The 19355-nt window shown below is 38.6% G+C and carries 21 protein-coding genes; 4 read left to right on the plus strand and 17 right to left on the minus strand.

The window, feature by feature from the left end; genetic code table 11:
- Positions 1-59: 59 nt before the first annotated feature.
- The 16 genes from EQG61_RS10960 to EQG61_RS11035 form a co-directional block, all read right to left on the minus strand.
- Entirely contained in the window at positions 60-3857 is a 3798-nt protein-coding gene (locus tag EQG61_RS10960; RefSeq protein ID WP_129461983.1) for a gliding motility-associated C-terminal domain-containing protein, read from the minus strand.
- Positions 3858-3968: 111 nt separating this feature from the next.
- Positions 3969-5030 (minus strand): mannose-1-phosphate guanylyltransferase, encoded by a 1062-nt coding sequence (locus EQG61_RS10965; RefSeq protein ID WP_129461984.1) that lies wholly within the window; start codon positions 5028-5030, stop codon positions 3969-3971.
- A 106-nt stretch (positions 5031-5136) separates the two neighbouring features.
- Positions 5137-5700, minus strand: coding sequence for a SprT-like domain-containing protein (locus EQG61_RS10970; protein ID WP_129462022.1), 564 nt, complete (start codon positions 5698-5700; stop codon positions 5137-5139).
- A gap of 61 nt (positions 5701-5761) precedes the next feature.
- Positions 5762-6139 (minus strand): four helix bundle protein, encoded by a 378-nt coding sequence (locus tag EQG61_RS10975; RefSeq protein ID WP_129461985.1) that lies wholly within the window; start codon positions 6137-6139, stop codon positions 5762-5764.
- A 75-nt stretch (positions 6140-6214) separates the two neighbouring features.
- Positions 6215-6889 carry an SDR family NAD(P)-dependent oxidoreductase gene (locus tag EQG61_RS10980; RefSeq protein WP_129461986.1) on the minus strand — a complete coding sequence of 225 codons (675 nt, stop codon included), beginning with the start codon at positions 6887-6889 and terminating at the stop codon, positions 6215-6217.
- Positions 6890-6929: 40 nt separating this feature from the next.
- The gene (locus tag EQG61_RS10985) at positions 6930-7559 is read right to left on the minus strand and encodes a hypothetical protein (RefSeq protein WP_129461987.1); all 630 of its coding nucleotides are present in this window, start codon (positions 7557-7559) and stop codon (positions 6930-6932) included.
- On the minus strand, positions 7556-8590 hold the full coding sequence (locus tag EQG61_RS10990; protein WP_129461988.1) for an ATP-grasp domain-containing protein: 1035 nt from the start codon (positions 8588-8590) through the stop codon (positions 7556-7558). The genes EQG61_RS10985 and EQG61_RS10990 overlap by 4 nt, the downstream gene beginning before the upstream one ends.
- A 12-nt stretch (positions 8591-8602) precedes the next feature.
- Positions 8603-9313: an NRDE family protein gene (locus EQG61_RS10995; protein ID WP_129461989.1), complete on the minus strand. Its 711-nt coding sequence runs from the start codon at positions 9311-9313 to the stop codon at positions 8603-8605.
- Complete coding sequence (locus EQG61_RS11000; RefSeq protein ID WP_129461990.1) at positions 9301-9789, minus strand: DinB family protein; 489 nt, start codon at positions 9787-9789, stop codon at positions 9301-9303. The genes EQG61_RS10995 and EQG61_RS11000 overlap by 13 nt, the downstream gene beginning before the upstream one ends.
- 11 nt (positions 9790-9800) lie before the next feature.
- The gene (locus EQG61_RS11005) at positions 9801-10196 is read right to left on the minus strand and encodes a DoxX family protein (protein WP_129461991.1); all 396 of its coding nucleotides are present in this window, start codon (positions 10194-10196) and stop codon (positions 9801-9803) included.
- 10 nt (positions 10197-10206) lie between these two features.
- Complete coding sequence (locus EQG61_RS11010) at positions 10207-10668, minus strand: YHS domain-containing (seleno)protein (protein ID WP_129461992.1); 462 nt, start codon at positions 10666-10668, stop codon at positions 10207-10209.
- 88 nt (positions 10669-10756) lie between these two features.
- On the minus strand, positions 10757-11182 hold the full coding sequence (locus tag EQG61_RS11015) for a YHS domain-containing (seleno)protein (RefSeq protein WP_129461993.1): 426 nt from the start codon (positions 11180-11182) through the stop codon (positions 10757-10759).
- A gap of 11 nt (positions 11183-11193) precedes the next feature.
- Positions 11194-12093, minus strand: a complete 900-nt coding sequence (locus EQG61_RS11020) for a hypothetical protein (protein WP_129461994.1) — start codon at positions 12091-12093, stop codon at positions 11194-11196.
- Positions 12090-12518: a DM13 domain-containing protein gene (locus EQG61_RS11025; RefSeq protein ID WP_129461995.1), complete on the minus strand. Its 429-nt coding sequence runs from the start codon at positions 12516-12518 to the stop codon at positions 12090-12092. Before EQG61_RS11025 ends, EQG61_RS11020 begins: the two co-directional genes overlap by 4 nt.
- Positions 12519-12581: 63 nt before the next feature.
- The gene (locus EQG61_RS11030; RefSeq protein ID WP_129461996.1) at positions 12582-13268 is read right to left on the minus strand and encodes a Crp/Fnr family transcriptional regulator; all 687 of its coding nucleotides are present in this window, start codon (positions 13266-13268) and stop codon (positions 12582-12584) included.
- A gap of 73 nt (positions 13269-13341) precedes the next feature.
- The gene (locus tag EQG61_RS11035) at positions 13342-14481 is read right to left on the minus strand and encodes an acyl-CoA dehydrogenase family protein (RefSeq protein WP_129461997.1); all 1140 of its coding nucleotides are present in this window, start codon (positions 14479-14481) and stop codon (positions 13342-13344) included.
- 95 nt (positions 14482-14576) lie between these two features.
- Between EQG61_RS11035 and EQG61_RS11040 the strand changes: the two genes are divergently transcribed.
- Positions 14577-15647, plus strand: coding sequence for an anhydro-N-acetylmuramic acid kinase (locus EQG61_RS11040; protein ID WP_129461998.1), 1071 nt, complete (start codon positions 14577-14579; stop codon positions 15645-15647).
- Here the strand turns inward: EQG61_RS11040 and EQG61_RS11045 are convergent.
- Positions 15644-16483 (minus strand): hypothetical protein, encoded by an 840-nt coding sequence (locus EQG61_RS11045; protein WP_129461999.1) that lies wholly within the window; start codon positions 16481-16483, stop codon positions 15644-15646. The genes EQG61_RS11040 and EQG61_RS11045 overlap by 4 nt on opposite strands.
- A 119-nt stretch (positions 16484-16602) precedes the next feature.
- Between EQG61_RS11045 and EQG61_RS11050 the strand changes: the two genes are divergently transcribed.
- The 3 genes from EQG61_RS11050 (at position 16603) to nhaA (ending at position 19352) form a co-directional block, all read left to right on the plus strand.
- Positions 16603-16899 (plus strand): hypothetical protein, encoded by a 297-nt coding sequence (locus EQG61_RS11050; protein ID WP_129462000.1) that lies wholly within the window; start codon positions 16603-16605, stop codon positions 16897-16899.
- 86 nt (positions 16900-16985) lie between these two features.
- A complete protein-coding gene (locus tag EQG61_RS11055) occupies positions 16986-18212 on the plus strand; it encodes a Glu/Leu/Phe/Val dehydrogenase dimerization domain-containing protein (protein ID WP_129462001.1) in 1227 nt (408 codons plus the stop codon).
- A complete protein-coding gene (gene nhaA, locus EQG61_RS11060; protein WP_129462002.1) occupies positions 18213-19352 on the plus strand; it encodes a Na+/H+ antiporter NhaA in 1140 nt (379 codons plus the stop codon).
- The last annotated feature ends 3 nt before the right edge of the window (positions 19353-19355 follow it).

Below are 19355 nucleotides of genomic sequence, written 5' to 3' on the forward strand. Positions count from 1 at the left end.
AAAAGTTAACTTATTTGTAAATAATAACTTACATTGTCTTTTTCAAAAAATAACAATCTTTAGTTTCCTATAACTGCAATCCAACCCTTCTTGTTTTGCCCATCTCGGAATTCTAAAAGATAATAATAAACACCATCGGGCAACAATTCTCCCTGCTGATTTTGCCCATGCCATTCGTTAATGTAATCCGCTTTATCATAAACTTTCCTTCCCCATCGATTGAATATTTCAAGTCGATTGACCTCAAATCCAACCAAATCAAAACTATCATTGGCGCCATCTTGATTGGGAGTAATTACATTAGGAATATCACAAATAATGGCAGAAAGTGGCACCGACAAATTCGTCACACAACCCGAAGCATCTTCAACCGATATTGTATACAATCCTGGTGAAACTTGGGCCAACAACAATGGATTTACTGCTGCTGAAAATCCTGAAGGTCCTGACCATTGATAGGTTACGGCCATAGGATCAAAGGAATTATTGATCGGGATAACTTCAATTTTATAGCGTCCTCCGTTACATCCTTGTTCGATGGTAAATTCAGGCAAAGCATTAACTTGCAACTGTATTGTACCTGTTTTTTGACAACCTTCCCGAATCACTGTTAACACATACATTCCCGAATCATTTACAGAAACAGCAGGGAAAATTGGTTCTTGCAAAGATGAAGTAAATCCATTGGGGCCAGTCCAAGAATAAGTCGCATTAGAAATAAAGGGGGCGTTCAATTGTACGGCAGTATTCGAACACACTTCCATTATATTCATCAAATTTAAATCGGGAATCGGTGCTTTAAGTTCGATACTTACTTGCGCAGTATCAAAAGCCCCACACAATCCATCCACGCGATATTCAAACACATAAATTCCAAACGGCGCATTGGTTGCATCCCATAAATTCCCCGTCAATACTCCCGAAGTGGATGTGGTTGTCCATTGGCCATTGGTCGTAAAGTTACCCTGTAAGATGGAAAACAAATCGATTGTTCCCACGGCAGTACAGTAGGCAATTTGTCCATCATCGCCAGCATCGGGATTCGGATTGGACGGAATTACATAGGAATATTGAAGATTGGTACAAGACGAGCCAGTATTGGCTTGCATTTGCACAATATAGGTTCCGGGTGAAGTACTACTCGAAAAAGGTGAAAACGTCAATACATTAGATGTACTTAAAATCACACTCGGGTTGGCTGCATTCCACCATTGATAGGTATATGAATTTACAAGATCAATTGACAATTGTCCCACTTGCCCCTCACAAAAAGATTGCCCTGTAATACTCGGTTGTGTCAGTAACCCAATATCAAAATCGCGATTGACCACATTTCCACAATTATCAACGACCGTAAAATTGTATAAGCCTTGTGCTAAACCACTAAAAACATTATCTGTCCCGTTATCTATTACAACTGGATTACCATTAATAGCGGTGATTGAATAATGCAATGGCGGAATACCATTAGCGATAACTACAACTTGTGTCCCTGCATTTGGACAAACAATAGAAAAAGCAGTATCTATGGAGACTACATCAGAAAAATCAAATTCTTTTATCGGTTGAACACAAAGTAAATTAACAAAACTGGATGGATTAAAGGTTTCATAAACGGTTAAAATTCGGAAATGCCCTTCACTAGCAATGTTATTATTTATACCCATAGTCAATAAATAGGAATTCAAAACATCTGGAATATTCCCATTTACATAATCAAATCCCGTAATCGGATGTTCCCAAACCGATGTTTGCGGATTCCATTTTTGTAGCCAAAATTTGTGAACGGAGTAATTATTGTCCGTATACACTAGATCCAATGAAAACGAATTACAAGCAGGTAGCACTTGGATTTGTTCTTGAAAATGAAAACCTAGAACTGGTATATCTTCTATTCGTTCTACACCACAGGCATCCACAGTCTGAATTGTATAAAGTCCCTCGGGTAAATTATTAACCACTATTCGCCCACTCAAATCAATGGCCGAATTTAAACTATAGGGCAACGGGAAATTAAAACTGGATGGTGCCGCTGTTATCGAAGCTGAAGTAATGATTCCATTAGGAGAAACCAACTTTATAGAACCGAATCCTACACCACAACCGGACAACTGAAACAAATTATTCGGACTAGTATCAATCGCCAAATTTAAATCAACTACACGTTGATAGGTATTTCCACAGGTATCCGTAACCGTAAATGTATAACTACCAAAAGGCATTGAAAACAACAAAGCACTAGTCCCAGGTGGTTGAACAATAGAATTCGAAAAATCAAAAGGCAAAGGATTCGGAAAATTCGAAGTAGTACTCGTTAAAATTATGGATTGCAATTGGGTGCCTTGCGCTAAAAAACGAATCGTACCAATACCCGTATTTCCACAACCGCTTAAGTTAATCGGATCGACAGTTACATTCGGACTAATAGGAGGAATAAAAAAGGAATACGAAAACGGATTCCCACAAACATCTGTTCCAGTTATAGTGTAATTACCACTGGGCAAAGCCAAATTAATGGAACCCGACACAATTTGTGAACTGACATTTAGCGGCAAATTGGTGGAATAGGCCGGCGGGGCATTGACTACAATAACTTGAGCCACTTGTGTCCCATTTCCCAATGGCATTGTATAATTATAAACCGAGGCACAATCTTGAGTACTGGGAGACAATAAAAACCCCGGCTCTGCCGACAAAACATTCGTTGTAACTGTACTCACTCTCCCACAAGCATCTGTGATTTGAATGGTATAGGCACCAACCGGCAAACTATTCGATGCAGTTGAAGTATAGGATATGGTAGAAGTCATGAACGGTCCAGGATGTGTCGCGTTGAAATTCGTCGGATTAAAACCCGTTGGAGCCGATAAAAAGGCTACTTGTAAAGGCAGTTTATAGGTGCAAGCCTCTAATTTTAAATTTCGTAAACACCCCACATTATTTGTTGTAACACTTACTGTAAAAGATTGATTTAAAAATGCAGTCGAACTCGTATACACATTTCCACAAGCATCCGTTATGGAAAAGGAATAGTTGTAACTCTGACCGTGATAAAAAGGGACTTGAACAGCAATATTCCCATCAAAAGCTCCTCCACTTGTTATGGTTTGGCTATAGGTTACGGGATTGCCCCCACCGGGTGGAATAGCAATGGATTGAACTACCAATGGATAGCGGATAGCGGAATTTGGGATGGAAGAAAAAATGTGTAAATCTCCTTGAATGCGATTACATACAGTAAGCTCACAACTGGGTGTAAACTGACCAATATTTAAGTTAGGTGGATTGGAATAATTGACCGTATAGGTTTGTGAAACGCCGTCTCCACAAGCATCATTCACGCGAATGGTGTAAGTGCCTGGCCCTAAATTGGGGAAATAATTTGACGCTTGAGGTGGAAAAATTTGGGGTCCTGAAATAATTTCATAACTCACAGGAGTACCGGTAATTACCTGAACTGTCAAATTCGCATTGACACAATTTACTTGCTGTCCATTTAATTGATAAGTAATCGTAGTAATCAAACTGTTTATTTGAACTAATGCACTTTGGGTATTCGATAACAATCCGAGTGTTTGTGTAGCGATTACTTGATAATTCCCCGCACTTAATCCGCCATAGGTGGGTAAACTTGTTGTTGCAATGGGTGTTGTACTGTTGGGCAGTAAATAGATCGCATAGGTAATTGTAGCGCCTGCAGTTGTATTGGCTACTGAAAAAGCGAGCGAACCATTACCCGTACAGGTTTCATTGGTCGGAGTCACTGAGAATGTAAAATTCGTAAGCTGCCCTTTGACTGTAAAAAAACAGAAGAAAAAAAATAGTACTAATCCGCGTTGATATTTTTTGAATGGCATTGACGTTCTTTATTTTAAGATTCTAAAAATAAAGAATTAAATTCAATTTATCCCCTCAAATACTCATTGAAATGTTTAAATCACAAACTAAAAAAACGCAACAAAACAATTTTATAAATTCTGAGCTATCGAAGTAATACGCTTGATATCTTGTTCCTTACCTTTTGGATAAATCAACAACACATCGTCTTTATCGACAATGATAAAATCGTCCAAGCCATCAACAATAACCAATTTCTTACCTTCAGCACGAATAATATTATTGGATGCATTTTCCAAAATCACTGTAGCATTCACAACGGCATTATTTTGATCGTCTTTATCCAATTTTTCATGCAACGAGCCCCACGTACCTAAGTCATTCCAGTCAAAAGTGGCTGGCAAAACATATACATTACTTGCCTTTTCTAAAATGGCATAATCAATAGAAATATTTTCAGCTTGGGGATAATTTTCTTGAATAAAAGAGGCTTCCCCAGAGGTATTGTATATCGATTCACCTTGTAAAAACAAGGCATTCATAGCGGGTTGAAAATGTTCAAATGCAACTGTAATCGCTTGCACACTCCAAATAAAAATTCCGCCATTCCACAAGAAATTCCCTTGTTCTAAAAAATGCTTTGCCGTCTCATAGTCGGGTTTTTCGCGAAATTGATTCACTTTTTTAACCGCATTTGAATCTGCTTTATTGTACTCAATATACCCAAAACCGGTATTCGGGAATGTTGGCTGAATTCCCAATGTCATCAATGCATTTTCTTTTTCGCAAAAATCAAAACACTGTTGCAAATTTTGGGTAAACGCATGTTCATCTTCAATCCAATGATCGCTTGGTGCCACCACCATAACTGCATTCGGATTTTGCTTCTGAATCTTTAAAGAAGCATACAAAATACAAGGCGCCGTGTTACGCATCGCTGGCTCCAAAACAACTTGTTCCGGTTTTACTTGTGGCAACTGTTCCAACACTATGTGATTGTAACGCTCATTGGTCAAAATCAAAATATTCTCTTCCGGAATTAATTTTGACAAACGACTAAAGGTTTTTTGAATCAACGTCTCCCCCGACCCTAACATGTCGTGAAACTGCTTTGGAAAATCGGAAGTACTCACCGGCCAAAAGCGCGAACCTACTCCGCCAGCCATTAATATTGCGTAATAATTGGAATTCATGTAAAAAAATATGCTACTGTCCTACTTGGACCATGACTGCAAATATATTTAATCCCAGTAGGATATGTATAAATAAGATTATAAAAAGATGAAATAATAGTAGGATTTATCCGCCCGGTACTATTTCGACCTCAGCATTAGCATTAAACAAAAACAATTTACCCGATGCGACTTCTTGGCAAATGTAGCGCTTGACACGTAACCCTTGTTTTTGAAACACTTTGCCATTTTTTATTCTAAAATAAGCACCATTGGGAACTTCATGGATGAAATACACATCCGACTTCCGTTCGTCAAATTGTTTTAAGGCAAAGGCTAATCGGGCATCGGTATCACTGGATGCGGTAGGATTTCGAAAATGTTGGGCCACCAAAGGCAACACCGAATGTGGAAAAATTTCTGGACGAATAAACGGCACCATCAACCGCTGAAACGTCATTTTCCACTCCACTCCATGGGGTTTAATCTGCCTCCCATATTGCTCAAACGCCACCAAATGGGCAATCTCATGCACAAGCGTAATCAAAAAACGGTATTTATTCAAACTCGCATTTACCGTAATTTCATGCTTACCATTCAACGCTTTTCGGTAATCGCCATGCCGCGTTTGCCGTTCATTCACGATTTTCAAATGCACCGCATTGGCTTTGATTAACTCAAAACAAGGCATCACAGCGTGTTCGGGGAGGTATTTAGCGAGGACTTCCAAGAATAAAATTATGAATTATGAGTTATGAATTGTACGTTGAGTCGAGTTTCAAATTTCGTCTTGTTGTTAAAATAATGCTTCGCAATATCCGAAAAACTTCTTCACAATCCTTATTTAAACAATCAAATTGAACTTCAGTTATACGTTGAGTTGCTACCATTAATTCTAACCAATATTGCGTTTCTGCACATTCTTTTTGAGCAATATGAAGCTTATGAATAAAATCTAATTTCGACTGAGCATTTTGGGCTTCTCGCACATTAGCACCAACAGAAGTAATCGACCTCAAAAACTGTCGCTCCGTTACAAAATCTCTATTAGTTTGTAATACTTGTTGATAAAACTGTACGCCTTTCAAGGCTAACTGAAAGCTTTTTTCTGCAATTACACTATTCTTCATGGCTTATATATTAATTTCATTTTTAACAACTGTACATTCAACTCATAATTCATCACTCATATCTCATCACTCAATTTAGGGAGTAGAGGACGAAACCTGTATAATCTTCCCGTTATGAAAAGCATTCCCTTTTAAGGTAAAATCGTAAATATAATCGGCCATTTGAGTGGCAGTAACAGGGGCTTGATACCCCGGAAAAGCTTCTTCCAACATTTCGGTTTGTACCGCGCCCAAAGCCAACACATTAAAAGCAATGCCGCGCTCTTTGTATTCTTCTGCTAATAATTCTGATAAGGTGATTATGGCGCCTTTGCTCGAACTGTATGCCGCCAATCCAGGAAACTTCATACTGCCTTGAATGCCGCCCATCGAACTCACACTCACTACATGGCTGCCCGCTTGCATGTAGGGCAAACAAACTTGTGTCAATAAAGCTACACCAAAAACATTCACTTTATAAACGCGTTCAAAATCATCCAAACGCAATTGCTCAAAAGGTTTGTTGACCAAACTTCCGGCATTGTGTACGATACGATCAACGTGTTTCCAAGTGGAAGCCAAAAATTCAGCCACTTGATTCAGATCATCTTCAATCGTTAAATCCAAAGCGAAACAAGTAACATTTGGGTTTTCCATTAACTCTTGCGGAACTTTTCGCGACAAAGCCAATACCTGATGGCCGTTATTGGCACATTGCAATGCTAATTGTAACCCAATTCCGCGCGAAGTTCCTGTGATGATGATGTTCATAGTTTTTTTTAGACAAATATAGCCAAAAACACAAGTTCAGCTAAACAGAACGCATCCGGTACAAACGAATCACTTGAAAAATCGCTAAGCCACAAAAAAGTAGCGGCATTACTATTTTAGATAAATAATACTGAAGTGAATCGAGTGTAGCAACTGCATGATTAAGCAAAAAAATCAAAGAAATCATCCCTAAAAAAGTTCCTATTCCACAACCCGCTATATAACTAAAGGTAAACTTCCCTTGTAGTTGAATTCTTTCCGAGGCAAGTAAATTCAAATTCCATCCCGTCCAAAACGGAATTTGTGCCACATTTAAGGCACTGCAAACCAACCCTGTGAGCAATGGCGAACCATAAATAATTAAAGGAACTGTTCTTTTTTCTAATGTACTGAAAAAGAAAAGCAAGGCCATTCCTAGCATAAAAAGCATTGCGAAGAAAGCAATTCTTTTCATTAAACGTTGATTTTGAGCCAATACATTGACAAACATTAGGGTAACATAAATTACAATTAACTCAATCCCTAGTACGCCCATCAAATACTGAATGGTCGCCAACCAACCCTCGTGCAGTAAAAATTGGAATCCCAACAAATTGAGATAACCCAACGGAAGTGACCCCACAAAACTCACCCCGAAACCAATCATGCCGTGCTTTAGGACTTGTTTCAAGATGCAAATATTTTCAAACTATGTTGTTGATGGAGTCGATACTGTTCCATTCCTTTTTTAAAACTCAAAAAAGAATGACCTTTTTTATGATTTAATCGACTGATTTCAAACATCATTTTTTGATGACGAAACAATTCTTTCCAAGCAAAAAAGAGCGAATGCCGGGGATCATAAATATGCGTGGGCTCACTCGCCGCGCCGTTTAACTCAACGATTTTAAACTGTTGTCCTTTTGCTAAATCTATCCAATTATCAAACATGATGTCCAATCGACCAAAATAAAAACCATCGATTTGACGACAAATCCCATCAAAAGTTTGTGTCAATTCTGGCGTGATGCGATCGCTATAATCCAAAAACTTTGCCCCTCGCGCATGATTGCCAATGGGAACCAATGTTTGTGATTCACCCAAAGGTAAAATAGCATCCAATTGGCTTCCGTATTCTTTTTGCAAAACAGGTAATTGAATCGCAAATCTTGGATTTTGGGCTAACAATGTAGCGATACTGGATTTCCCATCACCTACAATGGATAAAAACTCTTTGGCAACTATGCCTGTTATTCGTCCTTGCTTTTCTTGGGGATACCGAACATAAAAAAGTCCAATCTCATTTTCGTAAGGAATACATTCTTGCAATAAAAAATCAAAGTTTGCCTTTTCGTGATAGGATTTTAATTCTTGACAATTTAAAATTTTCTTTACCGAAGCTCCCCGTAACCCAATATCAGGTTTGGCAATTAATGGAAATTGCAGGGGCGAATTTTTAAATTTGATTTCGAGGTTCTCCCAAGAAGTATTCTCTGAAATTAATACAGTTTGGGGATAATATTGGCTAGGAATTAAATCATAAATCGATTTTTTACTCTCCATAAAAAAACCACCATTTTGCAAAGAAGGATTACACGCATTGAAATAAAAAAAAGAGCGCGAACGAAAAGCAAAATACAACCATTGAAAATAAACAGGAATATAGAGGACTTGAAACGGCCAATATTCCCAATGGAAAAGCTTATGTAGAAATAGTCGCATGAATTTATAGGTTTAAATCGAAATGAAATTATGATGATTAACGGTATCCGTGATTAAATCGGCATATTCCATTTGCACTCTGTTTTTATCTAAAACGACTTGTGTAATACTCACCGTTTTATAGTTTTCTTCCCGATTAATGACCAATCCATGATGGTTGTTATCAGGCTCAGTAAACCGATGGAAATGGAATAAATCTTCCGGTTCAAATGCTTCTTGAGTGCTTAGATAATTGGCAAACCATTGTTTACGCAAGTCTCGAATCTCGTTAGAATATAAAGTAGCCGAGGACCAAATATGAGGTTGTGTCGGATCTAATTCCGTTGTCGACTTTTGAATGCCATCCCATTGCAGTTGAAACAATTGCTGTTTTTCGTACAAAACAAAAGTGAAGGGCTCGATTGCATTTAATTCGATTACTTCCCATTGCGCCAATGGGGATATTCCAATCATGATATCCAACACAATCAACCCCCTACTTTTTCGATAATTCCCCAAACTTTCATGTTGCTGTTGGGCACCGTTTAAAAGTACGCCCACATTCGAATGAGCATCGACCACAAACCACGTCCCTCCTGCTTTTGCATCTTTTGGGAAGAATAATTTTTTCTGTTGCAACAAATAATGTTGCGGAGGAATCGCTAGTTCGCGAATGGTTTTCTCATCACGATTTGAGGTAATGACCACTTTTCCTTGAGAGTAAAAAAAACTTACTGTGCACATTGTTTACGATAGGCTATTGTGGAACGGGCAACACCAAACGAATCATCAACTTCAACCGCTTGAAATTCTAAAAGGGCTACTTTTATAAGCGCCTCGTGATGAATACAATGTTCTAAATTGTATAACAATTCGCGGTGAAAATTAGTGGCTATTGAAAGCGCTTTACCTTCGAAGGTTTGTTTCAAAAGTAAGGATTTATTGGGTAAACCTAGCTGATTGGCTATTTCTTGAAGACTCCATTGCGCCATTTCCAATTCCGTTTGAATGCGAAGATCTCGTTTTCGCAAATCATAATCCACTACACCAGAAGGATAGTGGTCAATCAAACATTGAAACATTTCAATGATATGACGCGTATGTGCTCCAATGGTTGACTGACTCAGCGCAGCACAGGGTTGCACATAAATTGAATTATCCAATTGGCCTAAAACATTTTGCAAATCAGATAAGGTATCTTTAATGGTTTGAATTAGCATTTAAACAAGTATTAAGTTCGAAAAGTGGTAGCGAGTAAAGACAGCCATTTATGTCGTTCTACAAACAACACAATCACACTACACAGCAAGGTTATTATTGCCAAAATAAATAGTGTTCCTCCATCATTTTGCACTTCAATCCCTAATATAAATAGATGTGACACTACAGCTCCAACCATAGTCATTGAAGCCATAATTGCTCCAATCCAAGCTTTTTTGGGAAACAACAACAACACGCCTGCAATGAGTTCGATAACCCCTGAACCAATTCGTCCAAAGGGTTCGACCCCCAAGGTTTTAAAGATAAAAACACTCTCTGCAGCTCCAGAAAATTTAAAAAAAAGGGTTTGAAGTAAAATCCCTGCTGCCGTTAGTTTTACTAACCAATACATCCAATGATTATTCATAAAGTCTCTATTAATTGATAAACTTTTTCCAGTTGGCATCGGCTTTTTTGTTCAAATTGACCTCATCTTTGTTCCATGATTTCAAGGTATTATTGAAAAAAGCATTGTAAAAAAGAAACAGTTTCCCATTCACGATTTTAAAGGTTTCAGGGTCTACTTCAACTTTTTCACCATTGGCACCCATAGCATATGCACACCAACCACCATATTGGGGTTCATAAGCACTCGGATTTTTCACAAAAAGTTCTTTATCCGCATTGGAGGCGAAATAATAGAGCACCCCTTCATGAACTACAGAAAGTTCTTTTTTCCCTTTTACTGCCTTTTTTTGGGTAAAATAAGCCACGGGATCATAACCTTGTATAGCCAATTTATTTTCAAGATTAAATTCTTTGATGCGCTTAGCTTGTGTTTGCGCTTGACCAATTTGTACTACAAAAAAAAGGAGTAGTACTGTAATTATTTTTTTCATTTTTTTAATTTTTTTAATTAGGTAGGTACAAAGTAAAATAACCTACAACCACTTGTTTGTCTGCTACTTTACATTTGCAAGTAATTTGTTATTTGGTTTGCAGTGATTTCCAATTTTCTTCTGCTTTTTGAATGCGTTCCTCTTTATCTTTTACCCAAGTTGAACGAACCTCCAGATTGTAATTGAGGTATAATTTGTTGTTGAAAATGGTGAATGCTTCGGGTTGAACAGCGGCTTTATACCCCTTGGACATACCATAAGCACAATATCCACCAAATTGTGGTTCATAATAGGATGGATTTTTCTCAAAAGTGACTTTATGCGCTTCTGAAGTAAAATAATACCAAGCGCCATTGTACTGTACTTTATAGGCTTCACTACCCTTTTCTGCAGCTAAATTTTCAAAATACGACACGGGATCATAGCCTTGCAAAGCAATACCATTTTTTACATTGCTTTGTGCCATACCGATTACAGCAATAAAAAAGGCGAGTAGACTTAATTTGAGTTTCATAGGATAATTTATTAAAATGAATAATTGTATTGAAGGGCAACAACCAGGCTTCGGGTTAAACCATCGGGACGAACATCACGCACAGCGAAGGGAGTCGCCAAAGTGAACTCAATTTGTTGGTTTTTTTGAAAGGAATACACTCCATTTATGACCCCATTTACGGTCAATCCCGAAGAACCTTCAAGAGCTACTTGTTGATTAAAAATATTCGTATAGGAATCTTCCCCCAAATGATACACGGCCAAAAGACTAGGATTGAGACTGAATTTTTGAGGAGTGATGGTATAGCGGTACCCAACCTTTAGCAAGGCATCCGGTTGCCGTTGGAATAAATTGGTGGAGGGAAAATCAGTTGTTCCACTGTACTCAGAGAAATACGAATTTTTATTTAAATTGACGAATGGGACTTGTACTATACCTTCTACATTCCAATTTTTGTACCGCCAATTTCCCCCGAAAAACCCATCGATTGTTCCCAAACTCGATTGATAATCCAAAGGAAGTGAGTAGCCATTAATTTTTAAATTGGACGCTGTAAATGGAAATTTCAAGCCTAAAATTGTTCCCCATTGCGACTTCTTTTTCGTTTTAAAAAGATAATTTCCCACTAAGAAAGCATCCCCAAATTGGGTACGCGTTCCGAAACTTCCTTTTGCTGTAGACAAGGTAACTTTGGCAGTAAAGGACAGTTGCGGATTCCATTGTTTGGTATACGCTAAAAAATGGGCAACATAAAACACATCTGCTTCCCCTTTTCCATACGACACAGAATAGGCTAATGTATTTTTAAAAATATCTTCCTCCTTACTATTTAAGGAATTTACCGTGCAAACACCCGCATCACTGCAGCCTTGTGCCTTTAAATTGAAAACACAGCAAACAAAACAGATTACAATTAAATAGACTCTCATGGTTGCGGAATTAATTGGCCATGCGCAAACAAATGATTGTACTGCTGGCAGTGAATTAGAACATAGTTGTAGGTTGAAAAACTTACATTTTCAGGGATAAGATAAATTTGCGAGGGTTCGAGATTCCCTAAATTGATAAAATTATTGGGAACATCGGATTGGGAGAGGTATACCTTTAAATCGGGTCCCTCTTGAATGGTGTAATCGACCAATTTTAATTTGTAGCGGCCTTCGTCCAAATAAATGGCAACTTTTCCAGCTCCTGAAATAAAATCCGTTGTGGTAAAATTGGCTTGATACCGCAATAGTGCATTGGGAGTGAGATCTGCCCCAACGGGACGACGCTGTGTTAGTACCCCTTCTTCTTGACAAGACATCAAAAGAAGGGATAAAAACAAAACAATAGTTTTAGAGTGCTTTTTCATACTTTTTTTATTCAAAATTAGTATGACCCCAAGAAGGGAAATGTCAAGAAGCCGACATTCGCACTATATTTCTTTTAATTTTTGAAGATTTTCAATAATTATTTCTTTCCGACTGTAATAAATCAAGCCTTTATTCTCTAATTCAGTAAGGAGTTGAACGGCGGTTTGTCGTGAAGTACAAATGATTTGAGCGATATCGTTTTGAGTCAGATAATTTTCAAAATGAATGCGTCCTTCGATTTCCGTGCCTTCGCGCTCAGCCCATTCAGTAAAAAATGAAACCAATCGGGATTTTGCATCTTTAGAAATCAAATTATTGTAATTGTTTCGCAATCGCTTCATTTTCAATCCGACGAATTTCGTGTAGGACAATGCCAAATCAGGATGTTTCAACATGAGTTGTTCAAAATCGGATTGTAAAAAGCTGCAAATAGAAACTTCAGGTGTCAACGCTTTGGCATATTCATTTCCTTCATCGCCTTCATCCAATTCTAAATGACCAAACAAATCGCCCTTTTGAATAACGTCTTTTACAATCTCATTGCCTTCATCATCCAAAGAAACGATTTTGATACTCCCTTTTTTTAGCAAATAAATTCGAGGCATTTCACTGGTCCCAAAGTAAATCACATCGCCTTTTTGTGCTTTTTTGAATCCTGTTATGATACACAACTGCCGAATTTGGGACATACTCAATGTCCTAAACAACTTATGATCACGCAAATACCAATATTTAAGTTCGTCAAACATACCGCTAAGGTATAAACTTTTTGATACAAAAAAACCTCCACTAAGGGAGGTCTTTTCAATATACATATAAAAATTAAGTAATGAGTCCGCGTGAAATAACAATACGCTGGATTTCAGAAGTTCCCTCATAAATTTGGGTAATCTTCGAATCGCGCATCATACGCTCTACATGGTATTCGGCTACATAACCGTTACCGCCGTGAATTTGTACTGCCTCATTAGCCACTTCTAAAGCTACTTCAGAAGCATATAATTTAGCCATCGCACCACTATGTGCAATATCTTTTCCTTCATCTTTTTCAACGGCAGCTTTCATCACTAACAGTTTTGCAGCTGTTGTTTTTACATACATATCCGCTAATTTGAAAGCAATTGCTTGGTGTTTGAAGATTTCTTTTCCAAAGGCTTTGCGCTCTTGGGAGTATTTCAATGCCAATTCATACGCTCCATAAGCAATTCCTAAAGCTTGTGAAGCAATACCAATACGGCCGCCATTCAAGACATTCATTGCAAAAGAGAATCCAAATCCGTCAGCACCAATACGGTTTTCTTTCGGAACTTTCACATCGGTAAACATTAATGAATGCGTATCCGATCCACGAATCCCCATTTTCTTTTCTTTAGGTCCGATTTCAAAACCTTCCCATCCGCGTTCCACAATAAACGCATTGATTCCTTTATGCCCTTTTTCAACATCGGTTTGCGCAATAACTAGATAAGTAGAAGCTGTCGAACCGTTGGTGATCCAGTTTTTAGTACCATTCAACAGGTAGTAATCCCCCATATCAATGGCAGTCGTTTTTTGAGACGTTGCATCAGAACCCGCTTCAGGTTCAGATAAACAAAATGCCCCAATCACTTCCCCTTTGGCTAAAGGCACCAAATATTTCATTTTTTGTTCTTCACTACAGTATTTTTCCATTCCGGCACAAACCAAGGAATTGTTCACAGACATGATTACCGCAGCAGAAGCATCTACTTTAGCAATTTCAGTCATCGCCAATACGTAAGAAACGCTATCTAAACCCGCTCCACCGTATTTGGGATCAACCATCATACCCATGAAACCTAGCTCACCCATCATTTTCACTTGCTCTGTGGGGAACTTCGAATGTTCGTCACGCTCGATAACGCCTGGCAACAATTCAGTTTGAGCAAAATCACGCGCCGCCTGCTGAATCATCAAATGCTCTTCGGAAAGATTAAAATCCATAAAAAATCGTGTTTGTTAAATCGTAAATTTTAATTTTGGTTTCCAAATGTATAATATAAAAAGCGAAACTTCAAACGTTTTCGTAATTTTAGAAAATGTCTAAACAAACCTATCATATCCTCGGTGTCATGTCGGGCACATCCCTTGACGGCATTGACTTGGCCGAACTATTTTTCACCTATGAAAATGGGCTTTGGACCTATGAAATCGGGACAGCTGCAACTTTACCTTATCCTGAAAGTTGGATTACCCAATTAAAGGCCGCGATCACCTTTTCAGAAAATGAGCTTCAACAAATCAATTTGGACTACACCAGTTATTTAGGAACTGCAATTTCGAAATTTATTGCTGATCATCAGCTCCATAATTTGGATGCGGTTTGCTCTCACGGCCATACCATTCTGCACCAACCTCAAAAAGGAATCACCTTACAAATTGGCAATCTCCCCGAAATTGCGACTTATGTGCAACAAACGGTAGTGTGCGATTTTCGCGTGCAAGATGTTAAAATGGGCGGACAAGGTGCGCCGCTCGTTCCCATTGGTGACCGCACTTTATTTAACGAATATACCTATTGCTTAAATCTAGGCGGATTTTCCAATGTTTCCTTTGAACACAACGGTCAACGCCTGGCCTTTGACATTTCGCCTGTGAATACCGTATTGAATTTTTATGCAAATCAACTCGGACTCCCTTATGATGAAAGTGGAAAAATAGCGGCATCAGGAAAAATCATTACCGAGCTTTTCGAAACACTCAATGCATTCGATTACTACCAACAATCCTTTCCAAAATCGTTAGGGTTTGAATTCGTTCGCGAAAAAGTGCTCCCTGAAATGGAAAAATTTAATCCGACTCCCGATGATGCTATGCGTACGTTTATCGAACATATCGGATGGCAAACCGCACGTGCCTTACCCTCAAAAAAAGGAAAACTTTTGGCAACCGGTGGCGGCGCCTACAATACTTTTTTAATCGAACGCATAAAGGCGCATTTACCCGAAATGGAATTGATTATTCCCGATGCAAAAACCTTGGAATTCAAAGAGGCCTTGATTTTTGGACTATTAGGCGTCTTGCGTTTGCGCAATGAAATAAATGTTTTGTCGAGTGTGACAGGCGCGAAACAGGATCATTGTAGTGGTGTTATTCTTTACCCGAATTAATTTTTCTCTTTGGGTTTGTCATTTACAATTTTCATGAAAGCCTCTTTTTTCATGACGGTTAATTTGGATGTCTTGCAATTCCAAATGGAAACATATTCTGAAGACATCACCATATAACTCTCTAATGAAGTAAATCGTTGATAAAGCAATAAAGTACAAATGTCAGTAGCGGTCATCAATAAACCCGTTGAATCCAAATGCGTGTGTATACCACTAGTAACAATAGTATCATCTTTTTTGAACTCAAAAGGAATCAAACTTTTGTGAATTTTCTTTTTTGATAGTAAATTAAAATCCTTGTCATAGTCCAAAACATAATCGTTCCCAAACAAAATAACGCCACTATTTTTCGGACCAGTGATGACATAAACCCGCCGCATGTTCTCATTTATCACGGGAATTAAATTGAGGCTCGAATTTTTATAATGTGAAAACAATGTGTCTTTTTGAATTTCCGCTTTGGCTTTAACGCGAAGTGTGACATATTCTTTTTCTACATCACTCAATTGGCGCTCAATGTAAACCTGTAATGCCGTTTTTACAGAAAACGTAGAATCAAATGAGATAGTCCCTAACGCTTTTGGTTCTGTGTCATTAGAATAAAAAACACACTTGGTTTCCTCTCCTTGTGGATATGAGATATAGCCTCCAATACGTGATGTGTTATTTTTAAATGTTTCCATGAATAAATCGGAACCGTACCATGAAGCCATTTCTGACCGGTAAAGCATTCTCCCCTCCGCTTCAATTTCAGCGGCTTGTTTTAAAATTTTTTTACTTTGAGCGAATAAAGGAAGGGATACAAAAAGAAAATAAAGGACGATCTTGGCTTTCATAAAACAGAAATTGAAATTTATTTCGTGAAAATAAAAATTTAAGTTGGATTTAAGTCCTTAGCTAAAACAAAATTAAAATCAATGCGTTAACTTTATCATATAATCAAAATCAAGAAACCATGAAAAAAGTACTTGCATCCCTATTGTTGGCGGCTACCTTTACACTCAGTGCTGTAGCCCAACAACCGGCTAAAAAAGAAGACAAAGCCAAAAAAGAAGTCAAACAAACTCAAGGAAAAGCCAAAGGAAAAGAAACGGCTCCGCCACCTCCGCCTCCAGCTCCTAAATTGAAAAAAGATGGAACTCCGGACAAACGTTTTAAGGAAAATAAAAAACCGGAAGGACCCCTAAAAAAAGACGGTACAGCAGACATGCGTTACAAAGCCAACAAAGAAAAAGCGGCAAAAAAGAAATAATTTCAAAACAAACGCCTCAGCAAAGGGGCGTTTTTTATTGGCATATCGTGAATGAATCCGTATTTTTGCCCCACAAACAAACCACAATGAAAGACTTACTTAAAAAATTCGAAAATAAACAACCCGAAATTGTATTCAACTGGAAAGATAGCGAAACCGATGCGGAAGGCTGGACGGTAATCAACTCCCTTCGTGGCGGTGCTGCCGGCGGTGGAACCCGTATGCGCAAAGGACTTGACATGAATGAAGTGCTTTCATTGGCTAAAACCATGGAAGTAAAATTCACAGTTTCTGGTCCTGCTATTGGTGGTGCAAAATCGGGAATCAACTTTGACCCTAACGATCCTCGCAAAAAAGACGTATTGAAACGTTGGTACAAAGCGGTATCGCCTCTTTTAAAAAGTTATTACGGCACCGGCGGTGATTTGAATGTAGACGAAATCCATGAAGTAATCCCGATGACGGAAGAATGTGGCGTTTGGCACCCGCAAGAAGGTGTTTTCAACGGTCATTTCAAACCCACCGAAGCAGATAAAATCAACCGTATTGGTCAATTGCGCCAAGGCGTTATCAAAGTAATTGAAAACCCAAAATTCTCTCCCGACGTTTTACGCAAATATACCGTAGCCGACATGATTACTGGCTATGGAGTAGCCGAAGCGGTTCGCCACTATTACAACACTTATGGCGGCGATTACCATGGCAAAAAAGCAATTGTTCAAGGTTTTGGAAATGTGGGTTCGGCCGCTGCTTTTTATCTTGCCGAAATGGGGGTCAAAGTAGTTGGTATCATTGATCGTGAAGGCGGAGTGATTAATGAAAATGGTTTTAATTACGAAGAAATCAAACGCTTGTTTTTAAACAAAGACGGGAATAAACTTGTAGCCGAAAACATGATTCCTTTCGAAGAAATTAATGCTAAAATCTGGTCCATCGGTGCGCATATTTTTGCCCCTTGTGCCGCTTCGCGCTTGGTGACGCAAGATCAAGTAGATGCCATGATAGGTAGCGGTTTGGAAGTCATCACTTGTGGTGCCAACGTACCTTTTGCCGATAAAGAAATTTTCTTCGGACCTATAATGGAACATGTCGATAGTCGGGTGAGTTTAATTCCTGACTTCATCTCTAATTGCGGAATGGCGCGTGTGTTTGCCTATTTCATGGAGAAAAAAGTTCAAATGACAGACGAAGCGATTTTCTACGACACATCAGAAACGATTAAAAAAGCCATCGAACGTGTTCACGATCGTAAAGCAGACAAACACAACATTAGTGCAACAGCATTTGAAATCGCATTACAACAATTGGTGTAAATGAAAATCACAAAACTGTTTTCTTCCTTTTTTGAAAGTGAAAAAGCGGGTGGACTGGTGCTTGTCATCTGTACCGCCGTTTCGCTTTTTTTAGCCAATTCCAGTTGGTCGGAATCCTATATTCATTTGTGGCATACGCCTATCGGAAATCAGCCGGCTGAGTATTGGATCAACGACGGATTGATGGCGATTTTCTTTTTGTTGATCGGACTCGAATTGGAGCGGGAAGTCTACATTGGTGAATTATCAAAAATCAAAGATGCAGCACTACCGCTGGCAGGTGCTTTAGGGGGCATGTTGATTCCGGCGCTATTATTCACCTTTTTCAACCACAACACTTCTACGCATAAGGGCTACGGAATCCCTATGGCAACTGACATTGCTTTTGCTATTGGAATTTTATCATTACTCGGAAACCGTGTTCCGCCGGCATTAAAAGTATTTTTAACCGCATTGGCCGTTATCGATGACTTGGGCGCCATTATCATGATTGCCCTTTTCTATACCGACGATATCAATCTAATCAACCTAGCAATATCTTTAGGCATTTTTGGGGTTTTACTTATCCTCAACCGATTAAAAGTAAACAATTTGTTATGGTACTTAATCGGTGGAATCTTCATGTGGTATTTTATGCTGCATTCGGGTGTTCACGCAACAATTACAGGTGTTTTATTAGCCTTTGCGATTCCTTTTGAAAATGGAAAACCCAACACCATCTCGTATCAACTCCAACATTGGCTGCACCATCCCGTAGCTTTTCTAATCATACCCATTTTTGCACTTTGCAATACTGCTGTAGTCATTGAAGGTGATTTTGTAAAAACCTTATCACAACCCTACAGCTTAGGAATTGTATTCGGATTAGTTTTTGGAAAACCTTTGGGTATCCTATTATTCAGTTGGCTAACCGTTAAATTGAAAATTACCCAATTGCCTGAAGGGTTCACTTGGAAGCGATTAACCGGACTCGGCATGTTGGGAGGTATCGGATTTACCATGTCGATTTTCATTACACTCTTGGCTTTTGCAGATGTTGAAATAATCAACAACAGTAAATTCGTGATTGTTATTGCTTCAACGCTTTCTGGAATTTTGGGTTATTTTTGGCTCCAAAAAACACTTCCCAAGAGCGTATAGTCG

This window comes from Flavobacterium stagni (genome assembly GCF_004122105.1).
In the GTDB taxonomy this organism is placed as follows: Bacteria; Bacteroidota; Bacteroidia; order Flavobacteriales; family Flavobacteriaceae; genus Flavobacterium; species Flavobacterium stagni.

Coding starts and splice junctions, on each gene's coding strand:
- EQG61_RS11040 (WP_129461998.1), top strand. CDS start 14,577: ATGTCTAAACAAACCTATCATATCCTCGGTGTCATGTCGGGCACATCC.
- EQG61_RS11035 (WP_129461997.1), bottom strand. CDS start 14,481: ATGGATTTTAATCTTTCCGAAGAGCATTTGATGATTCAGCAGGCGGCG.
- nhaA (WP_129462002.1), top strand. CDS start 18,213: ATGAAAATCACAAAACTGTTTTCTTCCTTTTTTGAAAGTGAAAAAGCG.
- EQG61_RS10965 (WP_129461984.1), bottom strand. CDS start 5,030: ATGAATTCCAATTATTACGCAATATTAATGGCTGGCGGAGTAGGTTCG.
- EQG61_RS11045 (WP_129461999.1), bottom strand. CDS start 16,483: ATGAAAGCCAAGATCGTCCTTTATTTTCTTTTTGTATCCCTTCCTTTA.
- EQG61_RS11000 (WP_129461990.1), bottom strand. CDS start 9,789: ATGCTAATTCAAACCATTAAAGATACCTTATCTGATTTGCAAAATGTT.
- EQG61_RS11005 (WP_129461991.1), bottom strand. CDS start 10,196: ATGAATAATCATTGGATGTATTGGTTAGTAAAACTAACGGCAGCAGGG.
- EQG61_RS11015 (WP_129461993.1), bottom strand. CDS start 11,182: ATGAAACTCAAATTAAGTCTACTCGCCTTTTTTATTGCTGTAATCGGT.
- EQG61_RS10990 (WP_129461988.1), bottom strand. CDS start 8,590: ATGCGACTATTTCTACATAAGCTTTTCCATTGGGAATATTGGCCGTTT.
- EQG61_RS10960 (WP_129461983.1), bottom strand. CDS start 3,857: ATGCCATTCAAAAAATATCAACGCGGATTAGTACTATTTTTTTTCTTC.
- EQG61_RS11050 (WP_129462000.1), top strand. CDS start 16,603: ATGAAAAAAGTACTTGCATCCCTATTGTTGGCGGCTACCTTTACACTC.
- EQG61_RS11010 (WP_129461992.1), bottom strand. CDS start 10,668: ATGAAAAAAATAATTACAGTACTACTCCTTTTTTTTGTAGTACAAATT.
- EQG61_RS10995 (WP_129461989.1), bottom strand. CDS start 9,313: ATGTGCACAGTAAGTTTTTTTTACTCTCAAGGAAAAGTGGTCATTACC.
- EQG61_RS10970 (WP_129462022.1), bottom strand. CDS start 5,700: ATGCCTTGTTTTGAGTTAATCAAAGCCAATGCGGTGCATTTGAAAATC.
- EQG61_RS10975 (WP_129461985.1), bottom strand. CDS start 6,139: ATGAAGAATAGTGTAATTGCAGAAAAAAGCTTTCAGTTAGCCTTGAAA.
- EQG61_RS10980 (WP_129461986.1), bottom strand. CDS start 6,889: ATGAACATCATCATCACAGGAACTTCGCGCGGAATTGGGTTACAATTA.
- EQG61_RS11025 (WP_129461995.1), bottom strand. CDS start 12,518: ATGAAAAAGCACTCTAAAACTATTGTTTTGTTTTTATCCCTTCTTTTG.
- EQG61_RS11030 (WP_129461996.1), bottom strand. CDS start 13,268: ATGTTTGACGAACTTAAATATTGGTATTTGCGTGATCATAAGTTGTTT.
- EQG61_RS11055 (WP_129462001.1), top strand. CDS start 16,986: ATGAAAGACTTACTTAAAAAATTCGAAAATAAACAACCCGAAATTGTA.
- EQG61_RS11020 (WP_129461994.1), bottom strand. CDS start 12,093: ATGAGAGTCTATTTAATTGTAATCTGTTTTGTTTGCTGTGTTTTCAAT.